Origin of the sequence: Ruminococcus sp. CAG:57, assembly GCF_000435935.1 — a bacterium.
GTDB classification, from domain to species: domain Bacteria; phylum Bacillota; class Clostridia; order Oscillospirales; family Ruminococcaceae; genus Hominimerdicola; species Hominimerdicola aceti.
The window spans coordinates 61,484-85,529 of sequence record NZ_FR890716.1 but is presented as its reverse complement, the minus strand read 5'-3'; the positions used below and the strand labels follow the sequence as shown (position 1 = coordinate 85,529).

The following is a 24,046-nucleotide window of genomic DNA, read 5'->3' as shown; positions in this document are numbered from 1 at the left end:
TCGGACGTGAGGGAAGAAAAATGAATATCGTTTCCCGTGGCGGTTCACTGCTCTTCGCATGGATGATGATGACAGGCAATGAAAACCCATTCTTTGAGTATTATGACGAGGTGCTTGAAATACTCAGAGAGTATGACGTAACTATCTCACTTGGCGACGCACTCCGTCCGGGATGTCTTGCAGACGCTTCCGACGCCGCTCAGATCTCCGAGCTTATCGAGCTTGGCAACCTCACAAAGAGAGCGTGGGAAAAGGACGTTCAGGTAATGGTAGAAGGCCCTGGCCATATGGCAATGAACGAGATCGCCGCAAATATGATAATGGAAAAGAAGATATGCCATGGTGCACCTTTCTATGTACTTGGACCTCTGGTAACAGATATCGCCCCTGGCTATGACCATATCACATCAGCTATCGGCGGAGCAATAGCCGCAGCAAGCGGTGCAGACTTCCTCTGCTATGTTACCCCTGCCGAGCATCTCAGACTTCCTGACGTTGGCGACGTTAAGGAGGGCATTATCGCCAGCAAGATAGCAGCCCATGCCGCAGATATTGCAAAGGGCGTAAAGGGTGCAAGAGATATCGACGATAAAATGGCAGCGGCACGTCACAAAATGGATTGGGACGAAATGTTCGAGATAGCACTTGACGGTGAAAAGGCAAGAAGATTCTTTGAGCAGACCCCACCTGCCGACAGACATACCTGCTCAATGTGCGGCAAGATGTGTGCCGTTAGAACAACAAACATGATACTCGAGGGCAAAGAAGTGAAATTCTGCTCAGAGAAGTAGAAAACTCGATGTAGGGGCGAACGGCGTTCGCCCGCATGATATAAAAATTGAATGTCAGCTCGACAATTGTACGAAAAATCGGACAATTACATGAGAGCAGATATAAAAAGAATGTAATGTGCAAGAGGAGCGTCTTGCGAACTTTTTCATAAAAAGTATTCAGCGAGGGAACCCGTGTTTCGGGGTGAGAGGGTGCAATGGAGCACCGACCGAAAATAATTTACGTCAGACCGTGAGCGGATAGCATAGCCATGGTCTGTGCGCCGCTGGATAACTTGCTCTTTTTCGTTCGGCGGTGCGATACGATATGGAGGAATAAAAATGAAAAAGACAAACATTCACAAATTGGTATTCGCAGCAGTATTGGTAGCCCTTGCAGTGGTAGGCTCGCTTGTTTCGTTCCCTATCGGCGCTTCAAAGTGCGCACCTGTTCAGCACCTTGTAAACATAATCGGTGCAGTTTTCCTTGGACCTGCATGGGCAGTGGGCGTTGGCTTCACAGCCGCACTTCTCAGAAATCTTCTGGGACTTGGCTCTCTCCTTGCGTTCCCAGGCTCAATGGTTGGCGCATTCGTTGCAGGTATGCTCTATAAGTACATAAAGAAGCTCCCTGTCGCTTATGTCGGCGAACTTTTCGGCACATCAGTCCTCGGCGGACTTCTTGCATATCCTGTTGCAAGATTTCTCGTTGGCGCACCAGCCGCAGCAATAACAGTTTATATCCTGCCTTTCTTTGTAAGCTGTGCAGGCGGTACAGTTCTTGCTATCGTTATCGTTACAGCTCTTAAAAAGGCAAAAGTATTTGATAATTTTCTTGGCTTCTCAAAGGAGGTAAGAGCATAATGGGCTCTATAATTGAAAGCTGTGCGAAAGCAGCAGACAAGGTAAGAGATATATGCCCTTTGGTGCATTGTATCACAAATTATGTTACTGTAAATGACGTTGCAAACTGCATTCTCGCCATTGGCGCTTCACCTATCATGGCAGACGATATTGCAGAAGCAGCAGATATAACTTCTATCTCAAAGGCTCTCGTTATAAACATGGGTACTCTCAATGCAAGAACGGTCGAGTCAATGGTAGCCGCCGGAAAGAAAGCCAACGAGCTTGGCGTTCCTGTGGTTTTTGACCCGGTTGGAGCAGGCGCATCAAATTTCAGAAATGAAACTGCAAAGCGTATACTTGAAAATGTGGAAATAAGCATACTCAGAGGAAATCTTTCTGAAATGTCATATCTTGCAGGACTAGAAGTTTCCACAAAGGGTGTTGACACCTCGGAAGCTGACGAGAAAAACGACCCTGTTTCCGTTGCGAAAAAAACAGCCGCAAAGTATAACTGCGTTGCAGCTATCACAGGTGCGGTGGATACTATAACAGACGGAAAAAGAGTCGCAAGGATATCAAACGGTCACCCATATCTTTCAAAGGTAACAGGCACAGGCTGTATGACAACAGGACTTGTAGGCTCATTCGCAGGTGCTTGCGACGATATGTATACCGCCGCTGTAACAGGCATTGCAAGCATGGGCATAGCAGGCGAGTTCGCATATGAAAATGCTGGAGAGATAGGCTCAGGAAGCTTCCATATTTCTATCATTGACGCAATCAGCAAAATGAATAGTCAGGTATTTGCGGCTAAGGCTAAGATAGAAGAAGTTTAGTATTGCAATATTTCAAATCTAGTGGTATCATATCAATGTGATGCCACTAAATTTTATGTGGTGATGTTGCTTGCAGGGGCGAACAGCGTTCGTCCGTTTGCATTGCATATTATACTTTTTCATACAAAGGAGAATGAAAAATGACCGTAAGATTTGCTTGTGAAAAGGATATACCGCAAATGAACAGCTTGCTCTATCAGGTAGAGAGAGTTCATCAGCAGGGCAGACCTGACCTTTTTAAAGAGGGTGCGAAAAAGTATACTGATAACGAGCTTAAAGATATGCTCAAGGATAAAACCAAGCCTATATTTGCCGCAGTTGATGAAAATGATGTGATGAAGGGCTACGCTTTTTGTGTGTTTCAGGAGCATAATGGCGACAATGTTCTCACGGATATAAAGACTTTGTATATCGACGATCTGTGCGTTGATGAAAATTGCAGAGGTCAGCATATCGGCTCGGTACTTTACGAGGCGGTGAAGAAATTCGCTAAGGAGCAGGGCTGTTATAATGTTACTCTCAACGTGTGGGAGTGTAATCCGTCGGCAAGAAAATTTTACGAAAAAGCAGGTCTGAAGCCATACAAGACAGGTATGGAAGTTATTCTATGATAAAAGATAAGAGGGTAAAAAAATGGACAAATCGAAAATTGACTACACGCTTTATCTCTGCACTGACCGTGGACTTATGTCCTGCGAAACTATCGAGCAGTCGGTAGAGGAGGGCGTAAAAGGCGGCTGTACAGTTATCCAGCTAAGAGAAAAGGACTGCACTTCAAGAGAGTTTTATGAGCTTGCAGTTAGAGTAAAAAAGATAACGGACAAATACAATGTGCCGCTTATCATCAACGACAGACTTGATATCGCACAGGCTGTTGATTGTGCAGGCGTTCATCTGGGACAGAGCGATATGCCATGTGCAGTTGCAAGAAAAATCCTCGGTGAGGACAAGATAATAGGTATTTCTGCGGCAACTCTTGAAGAAGCTAAAAAAGCACAGGCAGACGGTGCAGATTACCTTGGCGTTGGTGCAATGTATGCCACCAACACAAAGACAGACGCAAGAGCTGTCACAAAGGAACAACTTGTAGAAATAAGAGCCGCTGTGGATATCCCTATCGTAATAATAGGCGGAGTTAATCAAAAAACTGTGCCGAACTTTAAGGGTATGGGTATTGACGGCGCTGCGGTAGTTTCTGCGGTGGTTTCTCAGTCTGATATTGAAAAGGCGGCAAAGGATCTTCGTGAGCTTTGCGAGGATTGCTTCGGAAGATAAGATGTTGAACGGGCGGTTATTAAGACCGTCCGTTTTTTTGTTTTGAAAAATGTATGATTTTGTTTTTCAATTTTACACAAATTATACATTGTGCTATTGACGATTAAGTTAAAATCGGTTATAATAAATGAAAAAGATTTGTTTTTTGGATTAAAACGCTAATGCGTTGAAATAGTAATGTATGTTAGGAGAGTAAAAATGAAAAAAACTAAGATCGTATGTACTATCGGACCTTCCACAGATGACGAAAACATTATGCGTGAGCTTATGAAAAACGGCATGGACGTTGCGAGATTCAATTTCTCACACTCTGACCACAGTGTTCATAAGGCTCGTTTTGAAACTGTATGCAAGCTAAGGGAAGAACTTGGCGTTAATATTGCAACTCTTCTTGATACAAAAGGACCTGAGGTAAGACTTAAAAACTTTAAGGATCACAAGCCTGTTACTATCAAGGACGGCGATACGTTCACACTTACCACAAGAGAAGTGGAGGGTGATGAAACTATCTGCTCTATCACATTTCCACAGCTTCCAAAGGACGTTTCTGTAGGCACTAGAATACTTATCAATGACGGAAATATCGAGCTGAAAGCACTGAGAGTTGACAACACTGATATCGTCTGCGAAGTAATTCACGGCGGCGTTGTTTCTGACCACAAGGGTATAAACGTACCTGATGTGAACCTTTCTATGCCTTACATTTCTGATGCTGATATGGCTGACCTTGAATTTGGCGCAAAAATGGGATTTGACTATATCGCAGCTTCATTCGTAAGAACAGGCGCTGACGTTATTTATCTTAGAAAATTTACTCAGAGCCTTGGCTGGTTCAATCCTAGAATTATCGCTAAGATAGAAAACGCTCAGGGTGTTGCCAATATCGACGAGATCCTTGACGCTGCTGACGGAATAATGGTAGCAAGAGGAGATATGGGCGTTGAGATACCTTTCGAGCAGATACCTGCTATCCAGAAAGAGCTTATCAGAAAAGCCTACAACGCAGGCAAGAACGTTATCACAGCAACTCAGATGCTGGAGTCTATGATAACAAACGCACGTCCTACAAGAGCCGAGATAACCGACGTTGCAAACGCTATTTATGATGGCTCGTCTGCTATAATGCTTTCAGGGGAAACTGCCGCAGGTAAATATCCTGTTGAGGCTGTCAAGACCATGAGCCTTATCGCAGAAACGACCGAAAAGGATATCGACTATATCTCACGTTTCAAGAAAAGAGCAGACGAGAGAAATTCATCTATCACTGACGCTATCTCACACGCTACTGTTACAACTGCCCATGACCTTAATGCTGTAGCGATCCTGACAGTAACAAAGGGCGGAACAACAGCAAGAACGCTTTCAAAATTCCGTCCGAACTGTCCTATAATCGCACTTACAACTGACGAAACAACATATCATCAGCTCAGCCTTTCATGGGGTATCAGAGCAGGCGTTATCGAAGAGAAAACAAACACTGACGAACTCATCAGACACGCTCTGGAGCGTTCTGTGGAGCTTGGCTATCTGAAGAAGGGCGACCTTGTCGTTATTACAGCAGGAGTACCGCTTGGAATGAGTGGAACGACAAATCTGCTCAAAGTCGAGAGAGCGTAGTTTTTAAGTGAGGAGTGAGGAATGGCAGCGCCATACCGAGCAAATCACCAACACAAAGTAAAAGCACCCACGAGCGAAGATAGCAAAAGGTACAGGGCAAAGCCCTGTCGGAGCTTGAGGCAGAGCCTCTATAGGTGCAAGCCTACTAAGCGGTGCAGAAAAGCAATAGAAGAATTGCAAAAAATCAATTACAAAGCGGTGTCGGAGCGGAATGCTCTGCACCGCTTTTGTTGCAAAAAATGTTTGAGCTTTTTGGAGGCGATCACTTTTTTTATTCAAATAATTTTCCGTGAATTGGGTAACCAATTCTAACATATGAAAGAAGTATGGCGTAAGAGTAATATTTCTGAATGTGACTTGACTTTGATTTTGAAGTATGTTATTATTTTAACATACGAGCGGTAGTATTATTAATAGGTATGCAATACAGAATATTGAGGTAATATGTGCTGCCCGAAATCTTATGTCAGGAGAGTATAAAATGGAAAGACAGTTTTATGACGAATGGGAAGGCTTTAAGCCCGGCAGATGGTCAAACACTTCTATCAATCTTCGTGATTTTATCCAGAAGAACTTCACACCATATGACGGTGACGACAGCTTCCTTACAGGCCCTACAGAAGCAACTACTAAGCTCTGGGAACAGGTAATGGAGCTTTCAAAGAAGGAGAGAGAAGCCGGCGGTGTTCTCGATATGGACACTAAGATCGTTTCTACTATCACTTCACACGGCCCTGGTTACCTTAACAAGGATCTTGAAAAGATCGTTGGTTTCCAGACTGACAAGCCTTTCAAGCGTTCTCTTCAGCCTTTCGGCGGTATCAGAATGGCTATGAATGCTTGCGAGCAGAACGGCTACACAGTTGATCCTGAAGTTGTAAAGATCTTTACTGAATATAGAAAAACTCACAATCAGGGCGTTTTTGACGCTTACACACCTGAGATGAAGCTTGCCAGACACGCTGCTATCATCACAGGTCTTCCAGACGCTTACGGCAGAGGAAGAATCATAGGCGACTACAGAAGAGTTGCTCTTTATGGTATAGACTATCTCGTTGAGGACAAGAAGGATCAGCTTGCTACCTCACTGGTAAGAATGACTTCTAAGAACATCAGACTCAGAGAAGAGCTTTCTGAGCAGATCAGAGCCCTTGGCGAACTCAAGAAGCTTGGCGAGATCTACGGTTATGATATCTCACGTCCTGCTAAGAACGCTAAGGAAGCTATCCAGTGGCTGTACTTCGGCTACCTTGCTGCTGTTAAGGAGCAGAACGGTGCGGCAATGTCACTTGGCAGAACTTCTACATTTATTGATATCTACATCAAGAGAGATATGGACAGAGGTATCCTCACAGAGCAGGAGGCTCAGGAGCTTGTTGACCACTTCATCATGAAGCTCAGACTTGTTAAGTTCGCTAGAACACCTGAGTACAACTCACTGTTCTCAGGCGACCCAACTTGGGTAACAGAGTCTATCGGCGGCGTTTCTATCGACGGCGTTCCAATGGTAACAAAGACTTCATTCAGATATCTCCACACACTTGAGAACCTTGGTCCTGCACCAGAGCCAAACATGACAGTTCTGTGGAGCACAAAGCTTCCTGCAAACTTCAAGAAGTTCTGTGCTAAGACTTCTATCAAGACTTCTGCTATCCAGTACGAGAACGACGACCTTATGAGAGTTACACACGGTGACGACTACGCTATCGCTTGCTGCGTATCTTCAATGAGGATCGGTAAGGAAATGCAGTTCTTCGGTGCAAGAGCTAACCTTGCTAAGTGCTTGCTTTATGCTATCAACGGCGGTGTTGACGAAAGACTTAAGATACAGGTAGGTCCTAAGTATCGTCCGGTTACAGGCGATTACCTCGATTATGATGATGTAATGGCTAAGTATGACGATATGATGGAGTGGCTGGCTGGTCTGTATGTAAATACACTGAACGTTATCCACTATATGCACGATAAGTATTCTTATGAGAGAGTTCAGATGGCTCTTCATGACAGAGATGTTAAGAGATACTTCGCTACAGGTATCGCAGGTCTGTCAGTTGTTGCTGACTCACTTTCTGCTATCAAGTACGCTAAGGTAAAGTGCATCAGAGATGAGGACGGAATCGTAACTGACTACGAAGTTGAGGGCGATTTCCCTAAGTATGGTAACAACGACGAGAGAGTTGACAAGATCGCAGTTGACCTCGTTAGAACATTTATGGACAAGATCAGAAAGCACCACACATACAGAGATGGTGTTCCTACAATGTCTATCCTTACTATCACATCTAACGTTGTTTATGGTAAGAAGACTGGTTCTACACCTGACGGAAGAAAGATCGGTGTGCCTCTTGCTCCTGGTGCTAACCCAATGCACGGCAGAGATACTCACGGCGCTTCTGCATCACTTTCTTCAGTTGCTAAGCTGCCATTCAGACACGCTCAGGACGGTATCTCAAACACATTCTCTATCATTCCTGACGCTCTTGGCAAGGACGACAAGGTATTCATGGGCGACCTTGATATCGAAAGCATAGCTAAGGAGCTTAACGAAGATGGGGTTTAATGTTAAAAAGGACGAGGACGAGGCTCAGGTAAACGAGCTTGTTGACGTCATTGACAGACTTATGATGGGCGGTCAGGGTCATCTTACGATAGACATTGACGAAACTGAAGAAGGTCTGAACGTTAAAACTTACAGCACTTCCGATTGTGGCGGTGACGGCAAGACGGCTTGCTGTCAGCCTACAGAAGAGGACGCTGTTGACAGAGATGAAGATTAACTCCCTATTTTAGAAAACGGCGGAGGTTCGTTCTCCGCTTGTTTTCCATAAATACTAAGAAAGGAATGTAATACTATGGCAAACTTTGAACCAACAGAGGCACAGGTAGACAACCTTATCGGACTTCTTGACGGATATGCTGAAAAAGGCGGTCATCACCTTAATGTAAATGTACTTAACAGAGAAACTCTTCTGGACGCTCAGGCTCACCCTGAGAAGTATCCACAGCTCACTATCAGAGTTTCAGGCTATGCTGTAAACTTCGTAAAGCTTACTAAGGAGCAGCAGGACGACGTTATTTCAAGAACGTTCCACAAGAGCCTTTAATTTGAGCTTTGCCGCATAGAATGAGTTTCTTTGCGGATAATATGCACACGGGCGGTCGGCGTCGTCTTACATGGAACTTCTTGTTTTATGTGGATGAGAGTTGCCGCTCGTTTGTTACTTTTTGTGGATAGCTGTGCGGTGATATAAATTTGTGAGCGAGCAGAAACGGGACGTCGAGGGCGCCGTCCCCTACAGAATGGTTTGTGCAGGCTGAACGGGCGTGCGTTCATGCGAAATAAAAAAGGAGGGATATCCCATGGAGGGATTTATACATTCTACGGAAAGCTTTGGTACGGTGGACGGACCGGGGATAAGGTTTGTTATTTTCTTTCAGGGCTGTCCTATGCGGTGTCTTTACTGCCACAATCCTGATACTTGGAAGATAGGTACAGGAACGAAAAGGACGGTTGAAAGTCTGCTGGCGGAATATGACTCGGTAAAAGAGTTCATGAAAAATGGCGGAATTACCTGCACGGGCGGTGAGCCTTTGGTACAGATAGACTTTGTGACGGAGCTTTTTGAAAAGGCTAAGAAAAAGGGGATACACACCTGTCTTGACAGCTCGGGCATCACTTTTACGCCTGACAGCACGGAAAAGTTTGAAAGGCTTTGCAAATGTACTGACCTTGTTATGCTGGATATCAAGCATATTGACCGTGAGGAACACAAGAAGCTTACGGGGCATTACAATGACAACATTCTTGCGTTTGCGAAGTTTTTGTCGGAGCATGGCGTGCCTATATGGATACGTCATGTTGTTGTGCCGGGTATCACGGACAAGGAAGAATATCTTTTCAGGCTGGGTGAATTTATTTCTCAGCTAAAGACGCTGAAAGCTCTTGACGTTCTGCCTTATCACACTATGGGCAAGGTAAAGTATGAGCAGCTCGGTATAGATTATCCTCTTGGTGACACGCCACCTCTTGACAAGGAGGACGCTGTTAAGGCGAGAGATGTTATCATGGGAGGGCTTAAAGCGGCGTTGAAAAAGAGAAAATAGGCTTTGCATAAGCCGTAAAAGCGGGCGAACGCTGTTCGCCCCTACAGATTATATTGGGTCATTTTAATACGGGCAGGCTTTGGTCTGCCTGTTTTTTTGTGTAAAAATATATTTTTTGTCCTGCATTTTTGAAAATATTCTGTCTGTTTGGATAATTGACGGCAGGCTTAAAATATGGTAAAATAAATAAGTAAGGCATACAGCAATAGAATATTGTTAGGACAGGTTTATATTGGAAACGCACATTCTCTGAATGATAACGAACAACACAGCGTCTGCGAAAGGGCTGTAGGTTTGATATCATAAGGAGGATTTTTTTATGCCAAAGAATTTGTTTCAGGAGATAGTTTTTACGGTGCTGATGGTGTTTGTGATGGTATACGCCATGATATGCTACAACATTGCACTCAACATGGGCGGAATGTCAAATGCCGTATTTCTCAAGGCTTTTCACGAGCTTGTGATAATGGCTCCGATAGCTTTTGTTCTTGACTTTTTTGCTGTGGGAAAGATAGCAAAGAAAAAGGCTTTCAGCATTGTTGATGTGAGAAAGGATAATCCTTTTCATCTTGTGCTTGCCATATCTGTTATCTCTGTTATTTTTATGTGCCCACTCATGAGCCTTGCGGCTACGCTGCTTTTTAAGGACGCAGGCAGGGAGGTAATTGCGGTATGGTTAGAAACAACGGCTATGAACTTTCCTATGGCTCTTTGCTGGCAGCTTTTCTTTGCAGGCCCTATAGTGAGGTTTGTTTTCGGACTTATTTTCAGAGAACGTGAACAGAAAAGCGGGGCTGTATCTGTAGCTGCGGAATAAGGTTTTTACGAGTGGACTTCAGTCTGCTCGTTTTTTATTTTACGCTGAAAAATAAAAACTAAAAAAAGTGTTAAAAGCCTTTACAAAGGCAGGCGGTTGTGTTATAATAGTAATCGTAAAAATTTGCGTGAAAAAGGAGGAGCTTATAGTGCAGAAGGCGTATCTGATTTTGGAGAACGGTACTATTTTCGAGGGTAAAAGTTTCGGCGCAGCTGGCGAAGCTATTGGCGAAATTGTTTTTACTACGGCTATGACAGGCTATCTCGAAACACTTACTGACCCTAGTTACTACGGACAGATAGTTGTTCAGACATTTCCGTTAATTGGTAACTATGGCGTTATTCCTGAGGATTTTGAAAGTGAATGTCCTCATGTTAAAGCTTATATTGTTAGAGATTGGTGTCAAGAGCCTAGCAACTTCCGTTGTGAGGGTGATCTTGACACTTTTTTAAAGCAGCATAACATCGTTGGTCTTTACGGTATCGACACTCGTCAGCTCACAAAAATAGTTCGTGAGTCGGGTGTTATGAACGGAAAGATCGTTCCTGAGGGTTCAAGTTTCGGCTTGACAGATCTTAAGAACTACACGATAGTTGAGGCTGTAAAGAACACGACCTGCTCGGAGGAGAAAACATTCGAGCCTGAGGGAGAGGTCAAGAGAAAGGTAGTGCTTTATGATTTTGGTGCAAAGCACAACATTGGAAGAGAGCTTGTTAAGAGAGGCTGCGAGGTAACTGTTGTTCCTGCATACACTAAGGCAGAGAGGATAAAGGAGCTTGCACCTGACGGCATAATGCTTTCAAATGGACCTGGAGATCCTGCGGAGAATGTGGAGATAATAGAGGAGCTTAAAAAGCTTTCTGAGATGAAGATACCTACTTTTGGAATTTGTTTGGGTCATCAGCTTTTGGCGCTTGCACATGGTGCGATGACACACAAGCTGAAGTATGGTCACAGAGGTGCGAACCAGCCTGCTGAGAACACTGAAACAGGCAGAGTTTACATAACATCACAGAACCATGGATATGCAGTAGAGAACGATTCGCTCCCTGAGGGTGAAGCAAAGGTGCTTTATGTAAATGCCAATGACGGCACTTGTGAGGGTATCAGATATCTCAACGAGCCTGCATTTTCTGTACAGTTCCACCCAGAGGCTTGTGGTGGTCCGCATGATACTGACTTCTTGTTTGATGAGTTTATTGCGCTCATTGATGAGAATAAGAAATAAGCTCTGATTTTTTTGAAGTATAGAAATTATTGATCTCAGTTTCTGCAACAGTAGGGGCGAACAGTGTTCGCCCGTGGCTGACGGAATGTGTTTGACATGACTATTGTAGTGTTCATTATTCGAGCGGCTTTTATATGGGGCGGTCGTGATAGTGAACGGGCGAACGCTGTTCGCCCCTACATTATGTTTTACTGAGGTCGTTAAGCTTTAACACAGAGGGCTGCTGGGTGCGGTTTTCGAGAGTGTGAGAAGGGATAACTCCTCACTCCTCACTCCTCACTTTCAGCGTTTCCCTAAACTTTTCAGAAAGGATTGAATTTAAGTGCCTTTAAATAAAGATATAAAACGAGTTCTCGTTATCGGCTCGGGTCCTATCGTTATAGGTCAGGCTGCAGAGTTTGACTATGCAGGTACACAGGCTTGCCGTGCGCTCAAGCAGGAGGGTCTGGAGGTTATTCTTATAAACTCTAACCCTGCTACTATCATGACGGACAATGCTATGGCTGACAAGATATACATTGAGCCGCTTACTCTTGAAACTGTTAAGAGAGTTATCAAAAAAGAACGTCCTGACAGCCTGCTTTCTACCCTTGGCGGTCAGACGGGTCTTACGCTTTCTATGCAGCTTGCTAAGGAGGGATTCCTTGACAAGTATAATGTTAAGCTTCTTGGTGCTAACCCTGAAACTATCGACAAGGCTGAGGACAGACAGATGTTCAAGGACACTATGGAGTCTATCGGTCAGCCATGTATCCCGTCTAAGGTCGTTAATACTGTTGAGGACGCTGTAGACTTCGCTAATCAGCCTGGTATCGGTTATCCTCTTATCATCAGACCTGCTTTTACCCTTGGCGGTACTGGCGGAGGAATCGTTAATGATGAAGAAGAACTGAAAGAGATCACAAGGAATGGTCTTTATCTTTCACCTATCACTCAGGTGCTTGTTGAGAAATGTATCGCAGGCTGGAAAGAGATCGAGTTCGAGGTAATGAGAGACGCTAAGGGCAACGTTATCACTGTTTGCTCAATGGAGAACTTTGACCCTGTTGGTGTTCACACAGGCGACTCTATCGTTATCGCTCCTGCTGTTACGCTGGCCGATAAGGAATATCAGATGCTCCGTTCCGCAGCTTTGAAGATAATCGATACTCTTAAAGTAGAGGGTGGCTGCAACTGTCAGTTCGCTCTTAACCCTGACAGCTTCGAGTATGCTGTTATCGAGGTAAACCCTAGAGTTTCACGTTCTTCCGCACTTGCTTCTAAGGCGACAGGTTATCCTATCGCTAAGGTTGCAGCTCAGATAGCTATCGGATATACTCTTGACGAGATAAAGAATGCTGTAACAGGCAAGACTTATGCTTGCTTTGAGCCTGCACTGGACTATGTTGTTGTTAAGCTCCCTAAGTGGCCTTTCGACAAGTTCGTTTATGCTAAGCGTGAGCTTGGCACACAGATGAAGGCTACAGGTGAAGTTATGGCTATCGGCTCAACTTTTGAGCAGGCTATAATGAAGGCTGTAAGAGGTGCTGAGATAGGTCATGACTGCCTTATCTCACCTAAGATGCTTGACCTTGATGACAAAACTATCCATGACAGACTTTCTGACTGCACAGACGAAAGACTTTTCGTTGTATACGAGGCTCTCAGACGTGGCGTTTCTGTTGATGAGATACACAGCATCACTAAGATAGACGAGTGGTTCCTCTACAAGCTCTGCAAGCTTATAGACATGGAAAAGACGCTCAAGAATGACTTCAACGAGGAAACTTATCTTGAAGCTAAGAAGATAGGCTATACTGATAAGGTCATCGAGAAGATAACCGGCAAGAAGATAGAAAAGCCTGTTCATGCTGTATTTAAAATGGTTGATACTTGTGCGGCTGAGTTTGCGGCTATGACACCTTACTTCTACTCAACATATGACAACGAGGACGAGGCAAGCGAGTTCATTGCAAACAGGGGTCATGACAGAAAGACTGTTATAGTATTCGGTTCAGGTCCTATCAGAATAGGTCAGGGTATCGAGTTCGACTATGCGTCAGTTCACTGCGTATGGGCTTTGAAAGAAAAGGGATATGACGTTGTTATCGTAAACAACAACCCTGAGACAGTTTCAACTGACTTTGATACTGCTGACAGACTTTATTTCGAGCCTCTTACTGACGAGGACGTTATGAACATCATCAGAGTTGAGAAGCCTGTTGGAGTTGTTGTGGCATTCGGCGGACAGACTGCTATCAAGCTCACAAAGCACATGGCTGAACATGGTGTAAACATTCTTGGTACTCCTCCTGACGCTATCGACGCTGCTGAGGACAGAGAGAGATTTGACGAGCTGCTTGAACAGCTGAAAATAAAGAGACCTCAGGGCTTCACTGTTATGACTTGTGACGAGGCTCTTGAAGTTGCAAATAAGATACATTATCCTGTTCTTATGAGACCTTCTTACGTTCTCGGCGGACAGAACATGATAATCGCATTCAACGATGACGATATCAAGGAATACATGGCTATCATTCTCGACCAGGGAATCGAGAACCCTGTACTTATAGACAAGTATCTTATGGGTACTGAGCTTGAGATAGACGCTATCTGTGACGGCGAGGATATCCTTATCCCTGGTATCATGGAGCATATCGAGAGAACAGGTATCCACTCAGGCGACTCTATTGCAGTTTATCCTGCATGGAACGTTTCTGACAGCCTGATAAACAGAATTATCGAGTGCTCAAAGAAGCTTGCTATCGCACTTAACACAAAGGGTCTTGTAAACATTCAGTATATTGCATACCATGACGAGATATATGTTATCGAGGTAAACCCACGTTCTTCAAGAACTATCCCTTATATCTCTAAGGTAACGGGCGTTCCTATGGTAGACCTTGCTACTAAGTGTATGCTGGGCGAAAAGCTGAAAGACATGGGCTACGGCACTGGTCTTTACAGAAATTCACCATATGTTGCGGTCAAAGTTCCTGTATTCTCATTCGAGAAGCTTATCGGCGTTGACAACCACCTTGGACCTGAGATGAAGTCAACAGGTGAGGTGCTTGCAGTTTCTAACTCCCTCGAGGAGTCACTGTATAAGGGTCTTACTGCTGCTGGCTATAAGCTTGGCAAGAAGGGCGGAGTATTCATCACTGTCAGAGATTCTGACAAGGGCGAGATACCACAGACGGCTAAGATGTTCGCTGACCTTGGATTTAAGATATACGCTACAAACGGCACTGCTAAGGTGCTTCATGAGCACGGCATTGACGCTGAGGTAGTGGCTAAGATACACGAGAACGAGGACAACAACACTCTCACGCTTATCGAGAGCGGAAAGATAGCTTACGTTATCTCTACTTCTTCAAAGGGCAGAATACCTACAAGAGATTCTGTTAAGATAAGAAGAAAGACAGTTGAGTGGAACATTCCTTGTCTGACTTCTATCGACACTGCAAACGCTATTGCGGCATCTATCAGAAGTAAATACACTGAGTCAACTACTGAGATAGTTGATATCAACAACATGAGAACTGAAAAGCAGACATTTGAGTTCACAAAGATGCAGGGCTGCGGCAATGACTACATCTACTTCAACTGCTTTGATCAGAGAATAGACAATCCTGAGGGTCTGGCACTCAATCTGTCTGACAGACACTTCGGTATCGGCGGTGACGGTGTTATCCTTATCTGCCGTTCAAAGGTCGCAGACGCTAAGATGAGAATGTTCAATCTTGACGGTTCTGAGGGCAAGATGTGCGGAAACGGTATCAGATGCGTTGCTAAGTTCATGAGAGATAACGGCATTGTTGACAAGGACGAAATGACTATCGAAACACTTTCGGGTATCATGACAGTTTCACTTATCCGTCACTACGGTGAGGTAAGCGGTGCTACTGTAAACATGGGCAAGGCTATTCTTGCTCCTCACCTTGTTCCTGTTGAACTTGAGCCTGACGAGAACGGCAGGGTAGTTGACAGAAAGGTGAACATTGCAGGAAATGACTACAACATCACCTGCGTTTCAATGGGCAACCCACACGCTGTTGTATTCATGAACAATGTTGACAGCCTTGACATTGACAAGGTAGGTCCTGAGTTCGAGCATGACAAGATATTCCCTGAGAGAGTGAACGCTGAGTTCATCAAGGTGATCGATGACCACACACTCAAGATGAGAGTATGGGAGAGAGGCTCCGGCGAAACTTGGGCTTGCGGCACCGGTGCTTGTGCAGCAGCAGTTGCGGCTGTTCTTAACGGATTCTGCAAAAAGGACGAAGAAATATCTGTTATACTTAAGGGAGGCACTCTTAAGATAAGATACACAGACGAGGCTGTATATCTTACAGGCGACGCTGTAACAGTATTCTCAGGTCACATCGTAATGTAAATTTCGCAGCGGACACTGCGTTAAAAAAGCGGCAGCCGCAGAGCGTTTTGAATGTGCTTTGCGGCTGTGTGCGTTTTATAAGTTTGACCCGTGAAACTTCGGGTCGCAAAAATGAAAAGGAGTTGGAATTATGCCAAGTATAAACGAAAATTTTCTCAAGCTGGAAAAGAATTATCTTTTTATAAACATTGCCAAGAAGGTAAAGGCTTTCACTGAGGCTCATCCTGAGGCTGACATTATCAGAATGGGTATCGGCGACGTTACTCAGCCTATCGCAAAGTGCGTTGTTGAGGCAATGAAAAAGGGTGCTGACGAAATGGGCGTCAAGGAAACATTCAAGGGCTATGAGGACAGCGGTGCAGGATATGACTTCCTGAAAGAGGCTGTTGCAGGCTACTACAAGAGTTTCGGTGTTGACATTCCTGCTGACGACATCAGGATAAACGACGGTGCAAAGTCTGACTGCGGAAACATTGTTGACATTTTCGGTGACGACAATGTAGTGCTTATCACAGACCCTGCATATCCTGTATATGTTGACACAAACCTTATGAACGGCAGAAAGGTAATTTATGCTGATTCAAACGAGGAGAACAACTTTGCGGCTATGCCTGACGAGAACGTAAAGTGCGACATTATTTATCTTTGCTCACCTAACAATCCAACGGGTTCTGTTTACACTAAGGAGCAGCTTAAAGTTTGGATAGACTATGCAAAGAAGAACAACGCTATCATCATTTACGATTCTGCATACGAGGCATTCATTACCGAAAAGGACGTACCAAGAAGTATTTTTGCTGTTGAGGGTGCAAAGGAATGTGCTATCGAGATGTGCTCACTTTCAAAGACAGCAGGCTTTACCGGTATGAGATGCGGATATACAGTTATCCCACACGAGCTTGTTGTTAAGGCATCTGACGGCAGCGAAGTATCTATCGCTCAGCTTTGGGGCAGACGTGAAGGCTCAAAGTTCAACGGTGTATCATATCCTGTTCAGTGTGCTGCTGCGGCTGTATTCACTGAGGAGGGTCAGAAACAGACAAGAGCCAACATTGAATACTATCAGAACAACGCAAAGGTAATGGCTTTCACACTTGACGAGCTTGGTATCAAGTACACAGGCGGCAAGAACTCGCCATACATTTGGCTGAAATGCCCTAACAACATGGGTTCATGGGAGTTCTTTGATTATCTTCTTGAGAATGCAAATGTTGTTGGCACACCTGGCGCAGGTTTTGGCAAGAACGGCGAAGGCTGGTTCAGACTTACTGCTTTTGGTGACAAGGACAGAACTGTTGAGGCTATGGAGAGAATAAAGAAGCTGCTTTCTAAGTAGTGAGGAGTTAGGAGTGAGGAATTATTCTTGCTTTTACTCTGATATTCTCGGATAGGTTTTATATGATTTTAAAAGGGCGGTTTTGACCGCTCTTTTTTTGTTCGCAAATTCTACCGCCGCAAAATCGCTTCGCTCTTTGCGGGGTGGGGTTTTAAAATGAGATAGTAAAAGCGGTGCAGATTTTTTACTCCGACACCGCTTTGTTATTTGCTTTAGTTTGTGTTTCTTCTACTTGGTAGTGGCTCTTTGCTAGGTTTGGCTATGCCATTCCTCACTCCTCACTTCTCACTTTGCCTACACCTTTATTCTCCGATACTCTCCCGGAGTCATATTTTCATACCGTTTGAATACCACGGAGAAATAAGATCCGTCCTGAAAGCCCGTTTCATCTGATATCTCACCTATGGTCTTGTTGGAATACACAAGCAGATCCTTTGCGTGCTGTACCCTTACTTGCGCAAGATACTCCATAGGTCTGAGCTGAAAATTTTTCTTGAAAAGTCTGCATAAGTGCTGCTCGGATACTCCTGCGATTTTTGCAAGCTCGTTAAGCTTTATTTGCTCCGGATAATGCTCTTCAATATACTGCAATACGTCTGCCAAGGCAACAGATTGTGCGGTATAAAATGACGAAAGCCTGTTATCAGCTATTTTACGATATTCTATAAGAAAGTCGTAAAGCTGTGCTGAAGCGTAATGATTGCCATAAAGCTTATCACTTTTCAGAGTATAATAGATGCGTGTTATGATACGGCGTAATCTGTCCATATCTACCCCTTGAATGGCGGTGAACTTATTAAGCTTCCACTGCTCCAAGAGGGGAATGACCTGTGAGCCGGAAAAGGCTATCCAATCCAGATACCACGCATCGCTTAGCGCATGATACTCATGAGGACAGAATGGGGGGATATAGAAAACAGTATCGGGCGGTATTTTTGTGGTTTCTCCGTTTATTATGACCTCGCCCTCCCCTGAGCGTGACAAAAATATTTGTGGGTACTCGTAGCCATCTGCACGTTTTATTGGAAACTGCCAGCTTTCAAGTCCCAGACCTACCACATAAAAGGGCAGGTTTTTTCGTCGCCTATGACGGGATATATCTGTTTGTACATTATTCTGCACCCCCAATTTACATATCTTTATAATACCACTGGGTTTGGGGTTTGTCAAGATAAAACTATTCTTTTGCTGAGCTTTTAAAGAAAAGCGAAAAGATAAAGGCGAATGTCATGGCTGCAGTTATACCTGCGGCGGAGGCGGTAAGTCCCCCTGTGAAAATGCCTAGGAAGCCTATTTTATCTATCTGTTCACGGACACCGTTATAGAGAAGATAGCCGAAGCCCGTGAGAGGGACAGTTGCGCCACAGCCTGCGAGGTCTATAAGTGGCTTATAAAGTCCCAGCGCACCCAGAAGCACGCCGCCTGTGACGTATGCCACCAGTATTCGTGCGGGGGTCAGTTTTGTGAAGTCCATAAGCACCTGTCCTATGGCACAAAAAAGACCTCCTATAAGAAAAGCCCATAGATAGTCCATTAGATTGCTCCTTTCATATCTTTTTCCCCTGACAGCCACACGAGATGTGAGATAGAGGGGATAGATTCCCCTTGCTGATTTACTGTTGGTGACATTAGCGCACCCGTGGCAGCAAAGAGGATATTTTTTATTTCACCTGCACGGAGCTTCGGGAGAAAATAGCCGCACAGAACGCTTCCTGCACAGCCACAGCCGCTTCCCCCTGCGTGGATATCCTGCTCGTCAAAGTCATAGAGCATCATGCCGCAATCTTTATGATTGTCACGGATATTTATATTTTCACGCCCGAAAAGCTCACAGAGAATACGGCTTCCAACTTTGCCAAGGTCGCCTGTGACAATATAATCGAAGTCGGAGGGGGTCATGCCTGTGTCGGTGAAAAATGTGCTTATGGTGGAAAAGGCTGCAGGTGCCATGGCTGCACCCATGTTGTTGGCATCGCTCACGCCCCAGTCAACTATTTTTCCGATAGTACAGCCCCTGATGTAGGGGGGCTTGTCCGAGGGGGCAACCACCAATGAGCCTGAGGCTGTGGCTGTCCACTGAGATGTGGGAGTGCGCTGTCCACCGTAGTTGAGGGGAAAGCGGTACTGTCTTTCAGCGGTGCAGAAGTGGGAAGATGTGACCGCCATTGCTTTTTTTGCGAGGTCGTTGTCAACGAAAAGAGAGGCGAGGAGAAGTCCCTCAGCCATGGTGGAGCAGGCTCCGTAAATGCCGAGAAAGGGCATTTCAAAGGCTCTTACGCCATAGGTAGTGCCGACACACTGATTTAGCAGGTCACCGCCGAAAAGCACGTCTATATCCTCGGGGGAGAGGGCGGCTTTATCCAAAGCGTGAAGCACTGCCTGCTTTTGAAGCTGACTTTCGCCCTTTTCAAAGCTATCTGTGGATAAATAGGGATCGTCATTTATTTTGTCAAAGTAGTCGCCCAAAGGTCCTTCGTTTTCTTTCTTGCCGCCTATGGCTGCGAAAGAGATGACAGAGGGTGAGGTTTTCATAAGCTTAGTGGCTTTCATTTTATCACTCCTATTGATGAATATCGTCATTTGATGTTATTTTCTACATTGCAGATGAAAATATGCAAAAAAAGTTTGGCGTTTTAAACGTAAACTTAAAACTATCTTAAAATAAGCTTGTTTTGATCTCAAAATCGTTGACATATTCACAAAAAAAAGATATAATTAAATAGTCGATTTATTGTTGATTATGTAGTGTTTTGTTAAGTGGTATGTGTGAAGGGAGGATATGTCCCGTCGGGGGCATAGTTTTAGATGAAGAAAAATGAAGATAAGCCGGTGGTCATAAAGCTTGACCGAAAAAAAATAAAGCAGTCGGCTAAAGGCAGGGTGAAGCGAAATTATATCGCCTGCATAGCAGTGTGCTTCATAATGGTATTTATTGCAGGAGAATATGGCTCGACCACGCAGAATATGTCAAGCTATGATAATTCTCACGTTGCTGATCTTAAATATGACGCCGAAGATAAGGAAGAGATCATTGAGGATATGGTTAAAAATGATCTTACGGCAGAGCAGGTCAGTGACAAGTGGCAGATAGATAATCCTGACGCTGTAAAAAAGTGGCTGGACGCTTATAAAAAATACGGAGTTGACGGGCTAAATTCAAAGGAAGTCACGTTTTTTGGTTCATCAAACGATACTTCTAATCTGGAAGCACTGGCAGACGCTTTTTCTTTTAGCCGAAATGCAAAGGAAAAGGCACAGACCTATCTTAATGACAGGCTCAATAATTTTACAGCCTCTGCTTCGGTTTATTTTGACAGTGCAACAAGCTCTAATTCCTATCAGTTTTCATTGCTTACGGCGATAATGAATGTTTTAGGAAAAAAATCCACATGGGATACTATAGTTTCATTCGTGTATTTTATTTTCCAGTTGATGTTCACCATATTCATAGTTAATGTGCTTTGGGTATGTGAGAGAAGATTTTTCCTTGAAAATCACACATACAAGAAAACGAAGATAGGCAGACTAGGCTTTCTTTTCCGCGAGAGAACGCTTCACCCTGCAAGGACTATGTTTGTAACCAGCATATATCAGACCTTATGGGCGTTTACTATCGTGGGATATCCTATAAAACATTATGCCTATTCAATGGTGCCGTTCATATGTGCGGAAAACCCTAACATCAAGACGAGAAAGGCAATAAAGCTTTCTATCGCCATGACTAGGGGATACAAGTGGCAGCTTTTTAAGGTGGATCTTTCTATGATAGGCTGGACACTGCTTTCGAGCATATCGTTCGGTGCGGTGGGAGTATTCTGGTCTAACCCATATACAACTGCGATAGACGCAGAGGTGTATTTACAGCTAAGGCGTGAGGCTATCAAGAACAAGATAGAGGGCTATGAGGAGCTTAATGACAAGCTGCTTGACCTTGACCTTCTGGAAGAGCTTATGGCTGAGGAAGCTGCACAAAAGGGCGAAAATCCGGACATTGTTAGAAGCATACCGATATGCACGATAAAAGTGCCTGAAAATAATGAGAATGGGGGCGATGAATAATGGAGAGAACGCTGACGCTTGACGATCTGCGGGAATTTGAGCAATACCCCGGTCTTGCGGTAGACAGAAAGGCGCATTTCAGCCGATTTGCCAACAAGACTATAGTTCACCGTGACTATCACAGAAACTATACACTCATGACGTATATACTGCTGTTTTTCATATTCGCATTTATAGGTTGGATATGGGAAGTGGGCATACACATCGTTGAGGACGGAGTTTTCGTCAATCGAGGAACCATGTTTGGCCCATGGCTTCCTATATATGGTTTTGGCGGTGTGTGCGGTATCATACTGCTGAAGCGGTTCATAGACCACCATGTGGCGACTTTTTTCCTTGTCGTGGGGTTATGCTCGGTGGTCGAATACGTAACGAGCTGGTATCTTGAAACGTTCAAGCACATGAAATATTGGGATTACACGGGATATTTCTGCAACATCAATGGCAGGATATGTCTTGAGGGAGCGTTGATATTTGGCTTTGCAGGCTGTGCAGGAATATACATCATGGCACCGTTTTTTGATGATCTTTTGAAGAAGATACCATTCAAGGCAAGGTTTGCGGCGTGTGTGATACTTGTTGTATTATTCTGTTGTGACGCTGTTTACTCAAAGGCTAATCCTAATCAGGGCAAGGGCATAACTGATTATGCGGCTTACAATCTGCCTTTTCACAGGGTCGTGATTAGTGAGGAGTTGGGTGTTAGGAGTGAGGAATTATTATTGCCGCACTCTGATATTCTCAGATAGGTTTGATATGATTTTTAGAAGGGCGGTTTTTGACCGCCCCTACGGATTTTTGGGGATATAGAAAAGCGGTGCAGAGTTTTCACTCCGACACCGCTTTGTTTTGTTCTTTATTTGGTGTTTGTGATTTGTTCGGTTTGGCTATGCCATTCCTCACTCCTCACTCCTCACTCCTCATTCCTCATTTAACTAGAGCTTTAATCCAAAGCTTATTGATAATGCCGAATTTACTGCGGACATGGAGCTTACGTCAAGTGTTCCCATTTTCTCCTTTAGCCTTTTCTTGTCCAATGTACGGATCTGTTCCAACAATACCACGGAATCTTTCGCTAGTCCGCAGGTGCCACCGCCAACTTCTATATGTGTCGGCAGTTTCGCTTTATCAAGGCGGCTCGTTATTGCCGCTGCTATCACTGTGGGTGAATGCTTATTGCCTATGTCATTTTGTACTATCAGCACCGGTCGCATACCGCCTTGCTCTGAGCCTACCACTGGGCTGAGATCTGCATAATATATATCGCCCCTGTGTACAGTCACTTGTAAACACTCCTATTCTATGGGCTTTCGCCTTGATTTGCAGGCTTTTGCTCCTGCTTGTTCCTATTATTGCCTTATTATCGGGGTATTATACCAAAGTATCTATTTTGTTACAAGGTGCAGGGCTGTTTTATTTTATGCGGCAGCAGTGCTTTGGGTGAAAAGTCAGTATTGGTTGACTTTTCACGGTCAAAGTGATATACTTAACATAGTAAATAAAGGCGTAATGCCTTGAAAGGAATGATTCTATGAGCGAAGGCTGCACACATGATTGCGAAAACTGTGCTTCAAAATGCTCTGATAAAAAGAGCTTGAAAGAGGAGCTTAATGCTGCGAGCTCTGTGAAAAAGGTATATGCAGTAATGAGTGGAAAGGGTGGCGTAGGCAAGTCTTTGGTGACAAGTATGCTTGCAGTAACGGCACAAAGACGTGGTTTTAAGACCGCTGTGCTGGACGCTGACATAACAGGCCCGTCTATACCGACAGCGTTTAATATCCACGAGAGAGCTAATACCAATATGTATGGCATTATCCCTGCGGTGAGCAAGACTGGTATCGAGATAATGAGCCTTAATCTGCTGCTTGAGAATGAAACTGACCCTGTTGTATGGCGTGGACCTGTTATCGCAGGTGCAGTGAAGCAGTTTTGGACAGATGTGGCATGGAACGACGTTGACGTGATGTTTATAGATATGCCACCTGGAACAGGCGACGTGCCACTGACAGTTTTTCAATCCATTAAGGTTGACGGCATAGTTATCGTCACTTCGCCACAGGAATTGGTTTTCATGATAGTCGAGAAAGCGGTGCATATGGCGGATATGATGAAAGTACCGGTGCTTGGAATAGTGGAGAATATGTCATATTTTGAGTGTCCTGATTGTGGAAAGAAGCATAATATCTATGGTGAGAGCCATGTGGACGAAGCGGCAGTGAAGTTTGGTATCGACGCTGTGGCGAAAATGCCTATAGACTCGAAGTTTGCGAAAGCTTGCGATAATGGTGAGATAGAAGAAGTCGAGGGCGGCTGGTTGGATACGATCGCGGATAAACTTCTCGGTTAAAGTGAGGAGTGAGGAGTGAGGAATGGCATAGCCAAACCGAACAAATCACAAGCATAAAGTAAAAGTCAACACCGAGCGTAGCGAGAGATAAAACGCAGGCTCAAGCCCGGCGTTAGAGGGCTTGCAGGGTCAAGGGACAGAGTCCCTTGCGGAGCTTGAGGCAGAGCCTCAATAGGCGTAAGTCTACCAAGCGGTGCAAAAAAAGTAAAGAAGAAATATAAAGTAGTGATTAAAACAAAGCGGTGTCGGAGCACAAAACTCTGCACCGCTTTTTCCATCCCATAGCACAACGTAAAATCCGCAAAGAGCGGAGCGATTTTGCGGCACAGCGAATTTGCCTGAAACTCTGTAGGGGCTGGCGCCCTCGACAGCCCGCTCGAAGCGGTAAGGTTTGATTATTCATGAATTTGTGTAGACGTGTCGTGTGCGGAAA

21 protein-coding genes are annotated in these 24,046 nt (G+C 44.5%); 17 read left to right on the top strand and 4 right to left on the bottom strand.

What is annotated here, in order from left to right; translation table 11 throughout:
- The 14 genes from thiC to QVO88_RS04905 all read left to right on the top strand — a co-directional run.
- The coding region (gene thiC / locus QVO88_RS04970) for a phosphomethylpyrimidine synthase ThiC (RefSeq protein WP_288177788.1) at window positions 1–791 on the top strand (791 nt) is incomplete at its 5' end.
- Between the two features lie 321 nt (window positions 792–1,112).
- Window positions 1,113–1,634 (top strand): energy coupling factor transporter S component ThiW, encoded by a 522-nt coding sequence (gene thiW / locus QVO88_RS04965; protein ID WP_022287423.1) that lies wholly within the window; start codon window positions 1,113–1,115, stop codon window positions 1,632–1,634.
- Window positions 1,634–2,452, top strand: a complete 819-nt coding sequence (gene thiM / locus QVO88_RS04960) for a hydroxyethylthiazole kinase (RefSeq protein ID WP_022287422.1) — start codon at window positions 1,634–1,636, stop codon at window positions 2,450–2,452. Before thiW ends, thiM begins: the two co-directional genes overlap by 1 nt.
- Window positions 2,453–2,592: 140 nt before the next feature.
- Window positions 2,593–3,063, top strand: coding sequence for an N-acetyltransferase (locus QVO88_RS04955; RefSeq protein ID WP_022287421.1), 471 nt, complete (start codon window positions 2,593–2,595; stop codon window positions 3,061–3,063).
- 22 nt (window positions 3,064–3,085) lie between these two features.
- Window positions 3,086–3,727: a thiamine phosphate synthase gene (gene thiE, locus QVO88_RS04950; protein ID WP_022287420.1), complete on the top strand. Its 642-nt coding sequence runs from the start codon at window positions 3,086–3,088 to the stop codon at window positions 3,725–3,727.
- Window positions 3,728–3,925: 198 nt separating this feature from the next.
- Window positions 3,926–5,344: a pyruvate kinase gene (gene pyk / locus QVO88_RS04945; RefSeq protein ID WP_022287419.1), complete on the top strand. Its 1,419-nt coding sequence runs from the start codon at window positions 3,926–3,928 to the stop codon at window positions 5,342–5,344.
- 481 nt (window positions 5,345–5,825) lie between these two features.
- Window positions 5,826–7,904, top strand: a complete 2,079-nt coding sequence (gene pflB / locus QVO88_RS04940; RefSeq protein ID WP_022287418.1) for a formate C-acetyltransferase — start codon at window positions 5,826–5,828, stop codon at window positions 7,902–7,904.
- The gene (locus QVO88_RS04935; RefSeq protein WP_022287417.1) at window positions 7,894–8,121 is read left to right on the top strand and encodes a hypothetical protein; all 228 of its coding nucleotides are present in this window, start codon (window positions 7,894–7,896) and stop codon (window positions 8,119–8,121) included. Before pflB ends, QVO88_RS04935 begins: the two co-directional genes overlap by 11 nt.
- Window positions 8,122–8,196: 75 nt before the next feature.
- Window positions 8,197–8,448, top strand: a complete 252-nt coding sequence (gene grcA3, locus QVO88_RS04930; RefSeq protein WP_022287416.1) for an autonomous glycyl radical cofactor GrcA3 — start codon at window positions 8,197–8,199, stop codon at window positions 8,446–8,448.
- Window positions 8,449–8,704: 256 nt separating this feature from the next.
- Window positions 8,705–9,448 (top strand): pyruvate formate-lyase-activating protein, encoded by a 744-nt coding sequence (pflA, locus tag QVO88_RS04925; RefSeq protein WP_022287415.1) that lies wholly within the window; start codon window positions 8,705–8,707, stop codon window positions 9,446–9,448.
- A gap of 319 nt (window positions 9,449–9,767) precedes the next feature.
- Window positions 9,768–10,265: a DUF2798 domain-containing protein gene (locus tag QVO88_RS04920; RefSeq protein ID WP_022287414.1), complete on the top strand. Its 498-nt coding sequence runs from the start codon at window positions 9,768–9,770 to the stop codon at window positions 10,263–10,265.
- 145 nt (window positions 10,266–10,410) lie between these two features.
- Window positions 10,411–11,493 (top strand): carbamoyl phosphate synthase small subunit, encoded by a 1,083-nt coding sequence (locus QVO88_RS04915; RefSeq protein WP_195388188.1) that lies wholly within the window; start codon window positions 10,411–10,413, stop codon window positions 11,491–11,493.
- A gap of 322 nt (window positions 11,494–11,815) precedes the next feature.
- Complete coding sequence (gene carB / locus QVO88_RS04910) at window positions 11,816–15,871, top strand: carbamoyl-phosphate synthase large subunit (RefSeq protein WP_022287412.1); 4,056 nt, start codon at window positions 11,816–11,818, stop codon at window positions 15,869–15,871.
- Window positions 15,872–16,001: 130 nt separating this feature from the next.
- Window positions 16,002–17,207, top strand: coding sequence for an LL-diaminopimelate aminotransferase (locus tag QVO88_RS04905; protein ID WP_022287411.1), 1,206 nt, complete (start codon window positions 16,002–16,004; stop codon window positions 17,205–17,207).
- Between the two features lie 294 nt (window positions 17,208–17,501).
- On the opposite strand, the gene QVO88_RS04900 is transcribed toward QVO88_RS04905, so the two are convergent.
- The 3 genes from QVO88_RS04900 to QVO88_RS04890 all read right to left on the bottom strand — a co-directional run bounded on the left by QVO88_RS04900 (window position 17,502) and on the right by QVO88_RS04890 (window position 19,757).
- Window positions 17,502–18,266 (bottom strand): AraC family transcriptional regulator, encoded by a 765-nt coding sequence (locus QVO88_RS04900; protein WP_022287410.1) that lies wholly within the window; start codon window positions 18,264–18,266, stop codon window positions 17,502–17,504.
- Between the two features lie 118 nt (window positions 18,267–18,384).
- Window positions 18,385–18,741, bottom strand: a complete 357-nt coding sequence (gene spoVAE, locus QVO88_RS04895; protein ID WP_022287409.1) for a stage V sporulation protein AE — start codon at window positions 18,739–18,741, stop codon at window positions 18,385–18,387.
- On the bottom strand, window positions 18,741–19,757 hold the full coding sequence (locus QVO88_RS04890) for a stage V sporulation protein AD (RefSeq protein ID WP_022287408.1): 1,017 nt from the start codon (window positions 19,755–19,757) through the stop codon (window positions 18,741–18,743). Before QVO88_RS04890 ends, spoVAE begins: the two co-directional genes overlap by 1 nt.
- 255 nt (window positions 19,758–20,012) lie before the next feature.
- On the opposite strand from QVO88_RS04890, the gene QVO88_RS04885 reads away from it, so the two are divergent.
- Together QVO88_RS04885 and QVO88_RS04880 are read left to right on the top strand one after the other, a co-directional pair.
- The gene (locus tag QVO88_RS04885) at window positions 20,013–21,266 is read left to right on the top strand and encodes a DUF975 family protein (RefSeq protein ID WP_022287407.1); all 1,254 of its coding nucleotides are present in this window, start codon (window positions 20,013–20,015) and stop codon (window positions 21,264–21,266) included.
- On the top strand, window positions 21,266–22,015 hold the full coding sequence (locus QVO88_RS04880; RefSeq protein ID WP_022287406.1) for a putative ABC transporter permease: 750 nt from the start codon (window positions 21,266–21,268) through the stop codon (window positions 22,013–22,015). The genes QVO88_RS04885 and QVO88_RS04880 overlap by 1 nt, the downstream gene beginning before the upstream one ends.
- 186 nt (window positions 22,016–22,201) lie before the next feature.
- Here the strand turns inward: QVO88_RS04880 and QVO88_RS04875 are convergent, their stop codons facing one another.
- Complete coding sequence (locus QVO88_RS04875; protein WP_022287405.1) at window positions 22,202–22,549, bottom strand: type II toxin-antitoxin system PemK/MazF family toxin; 348 nt, start codon at window positions 22,547–22,549, stop codon at window positions 22,202–22,204.
- A gap of 248 nt (window positions 22,550–22,797) precedes the next feature.
- On the opposite strand from QVO88_RS04875, the gene QVO88_RS04870 reads away from it, so the two are divergent.
- Complete coding sequence (locus QVO88_RS04870; RefSeq protein ID WP_022287404.1) at window positions 22,798–23,613, top strand: Mrp/NBP35 family ATP-binding protein; 816 nt, start codon at window positions 22,798–22,800, stop codon at window positions 23,611–23,613.
- The last annotated feature ends 433 nt before the right edge of the window (window positions 23,614–24,046 follow it).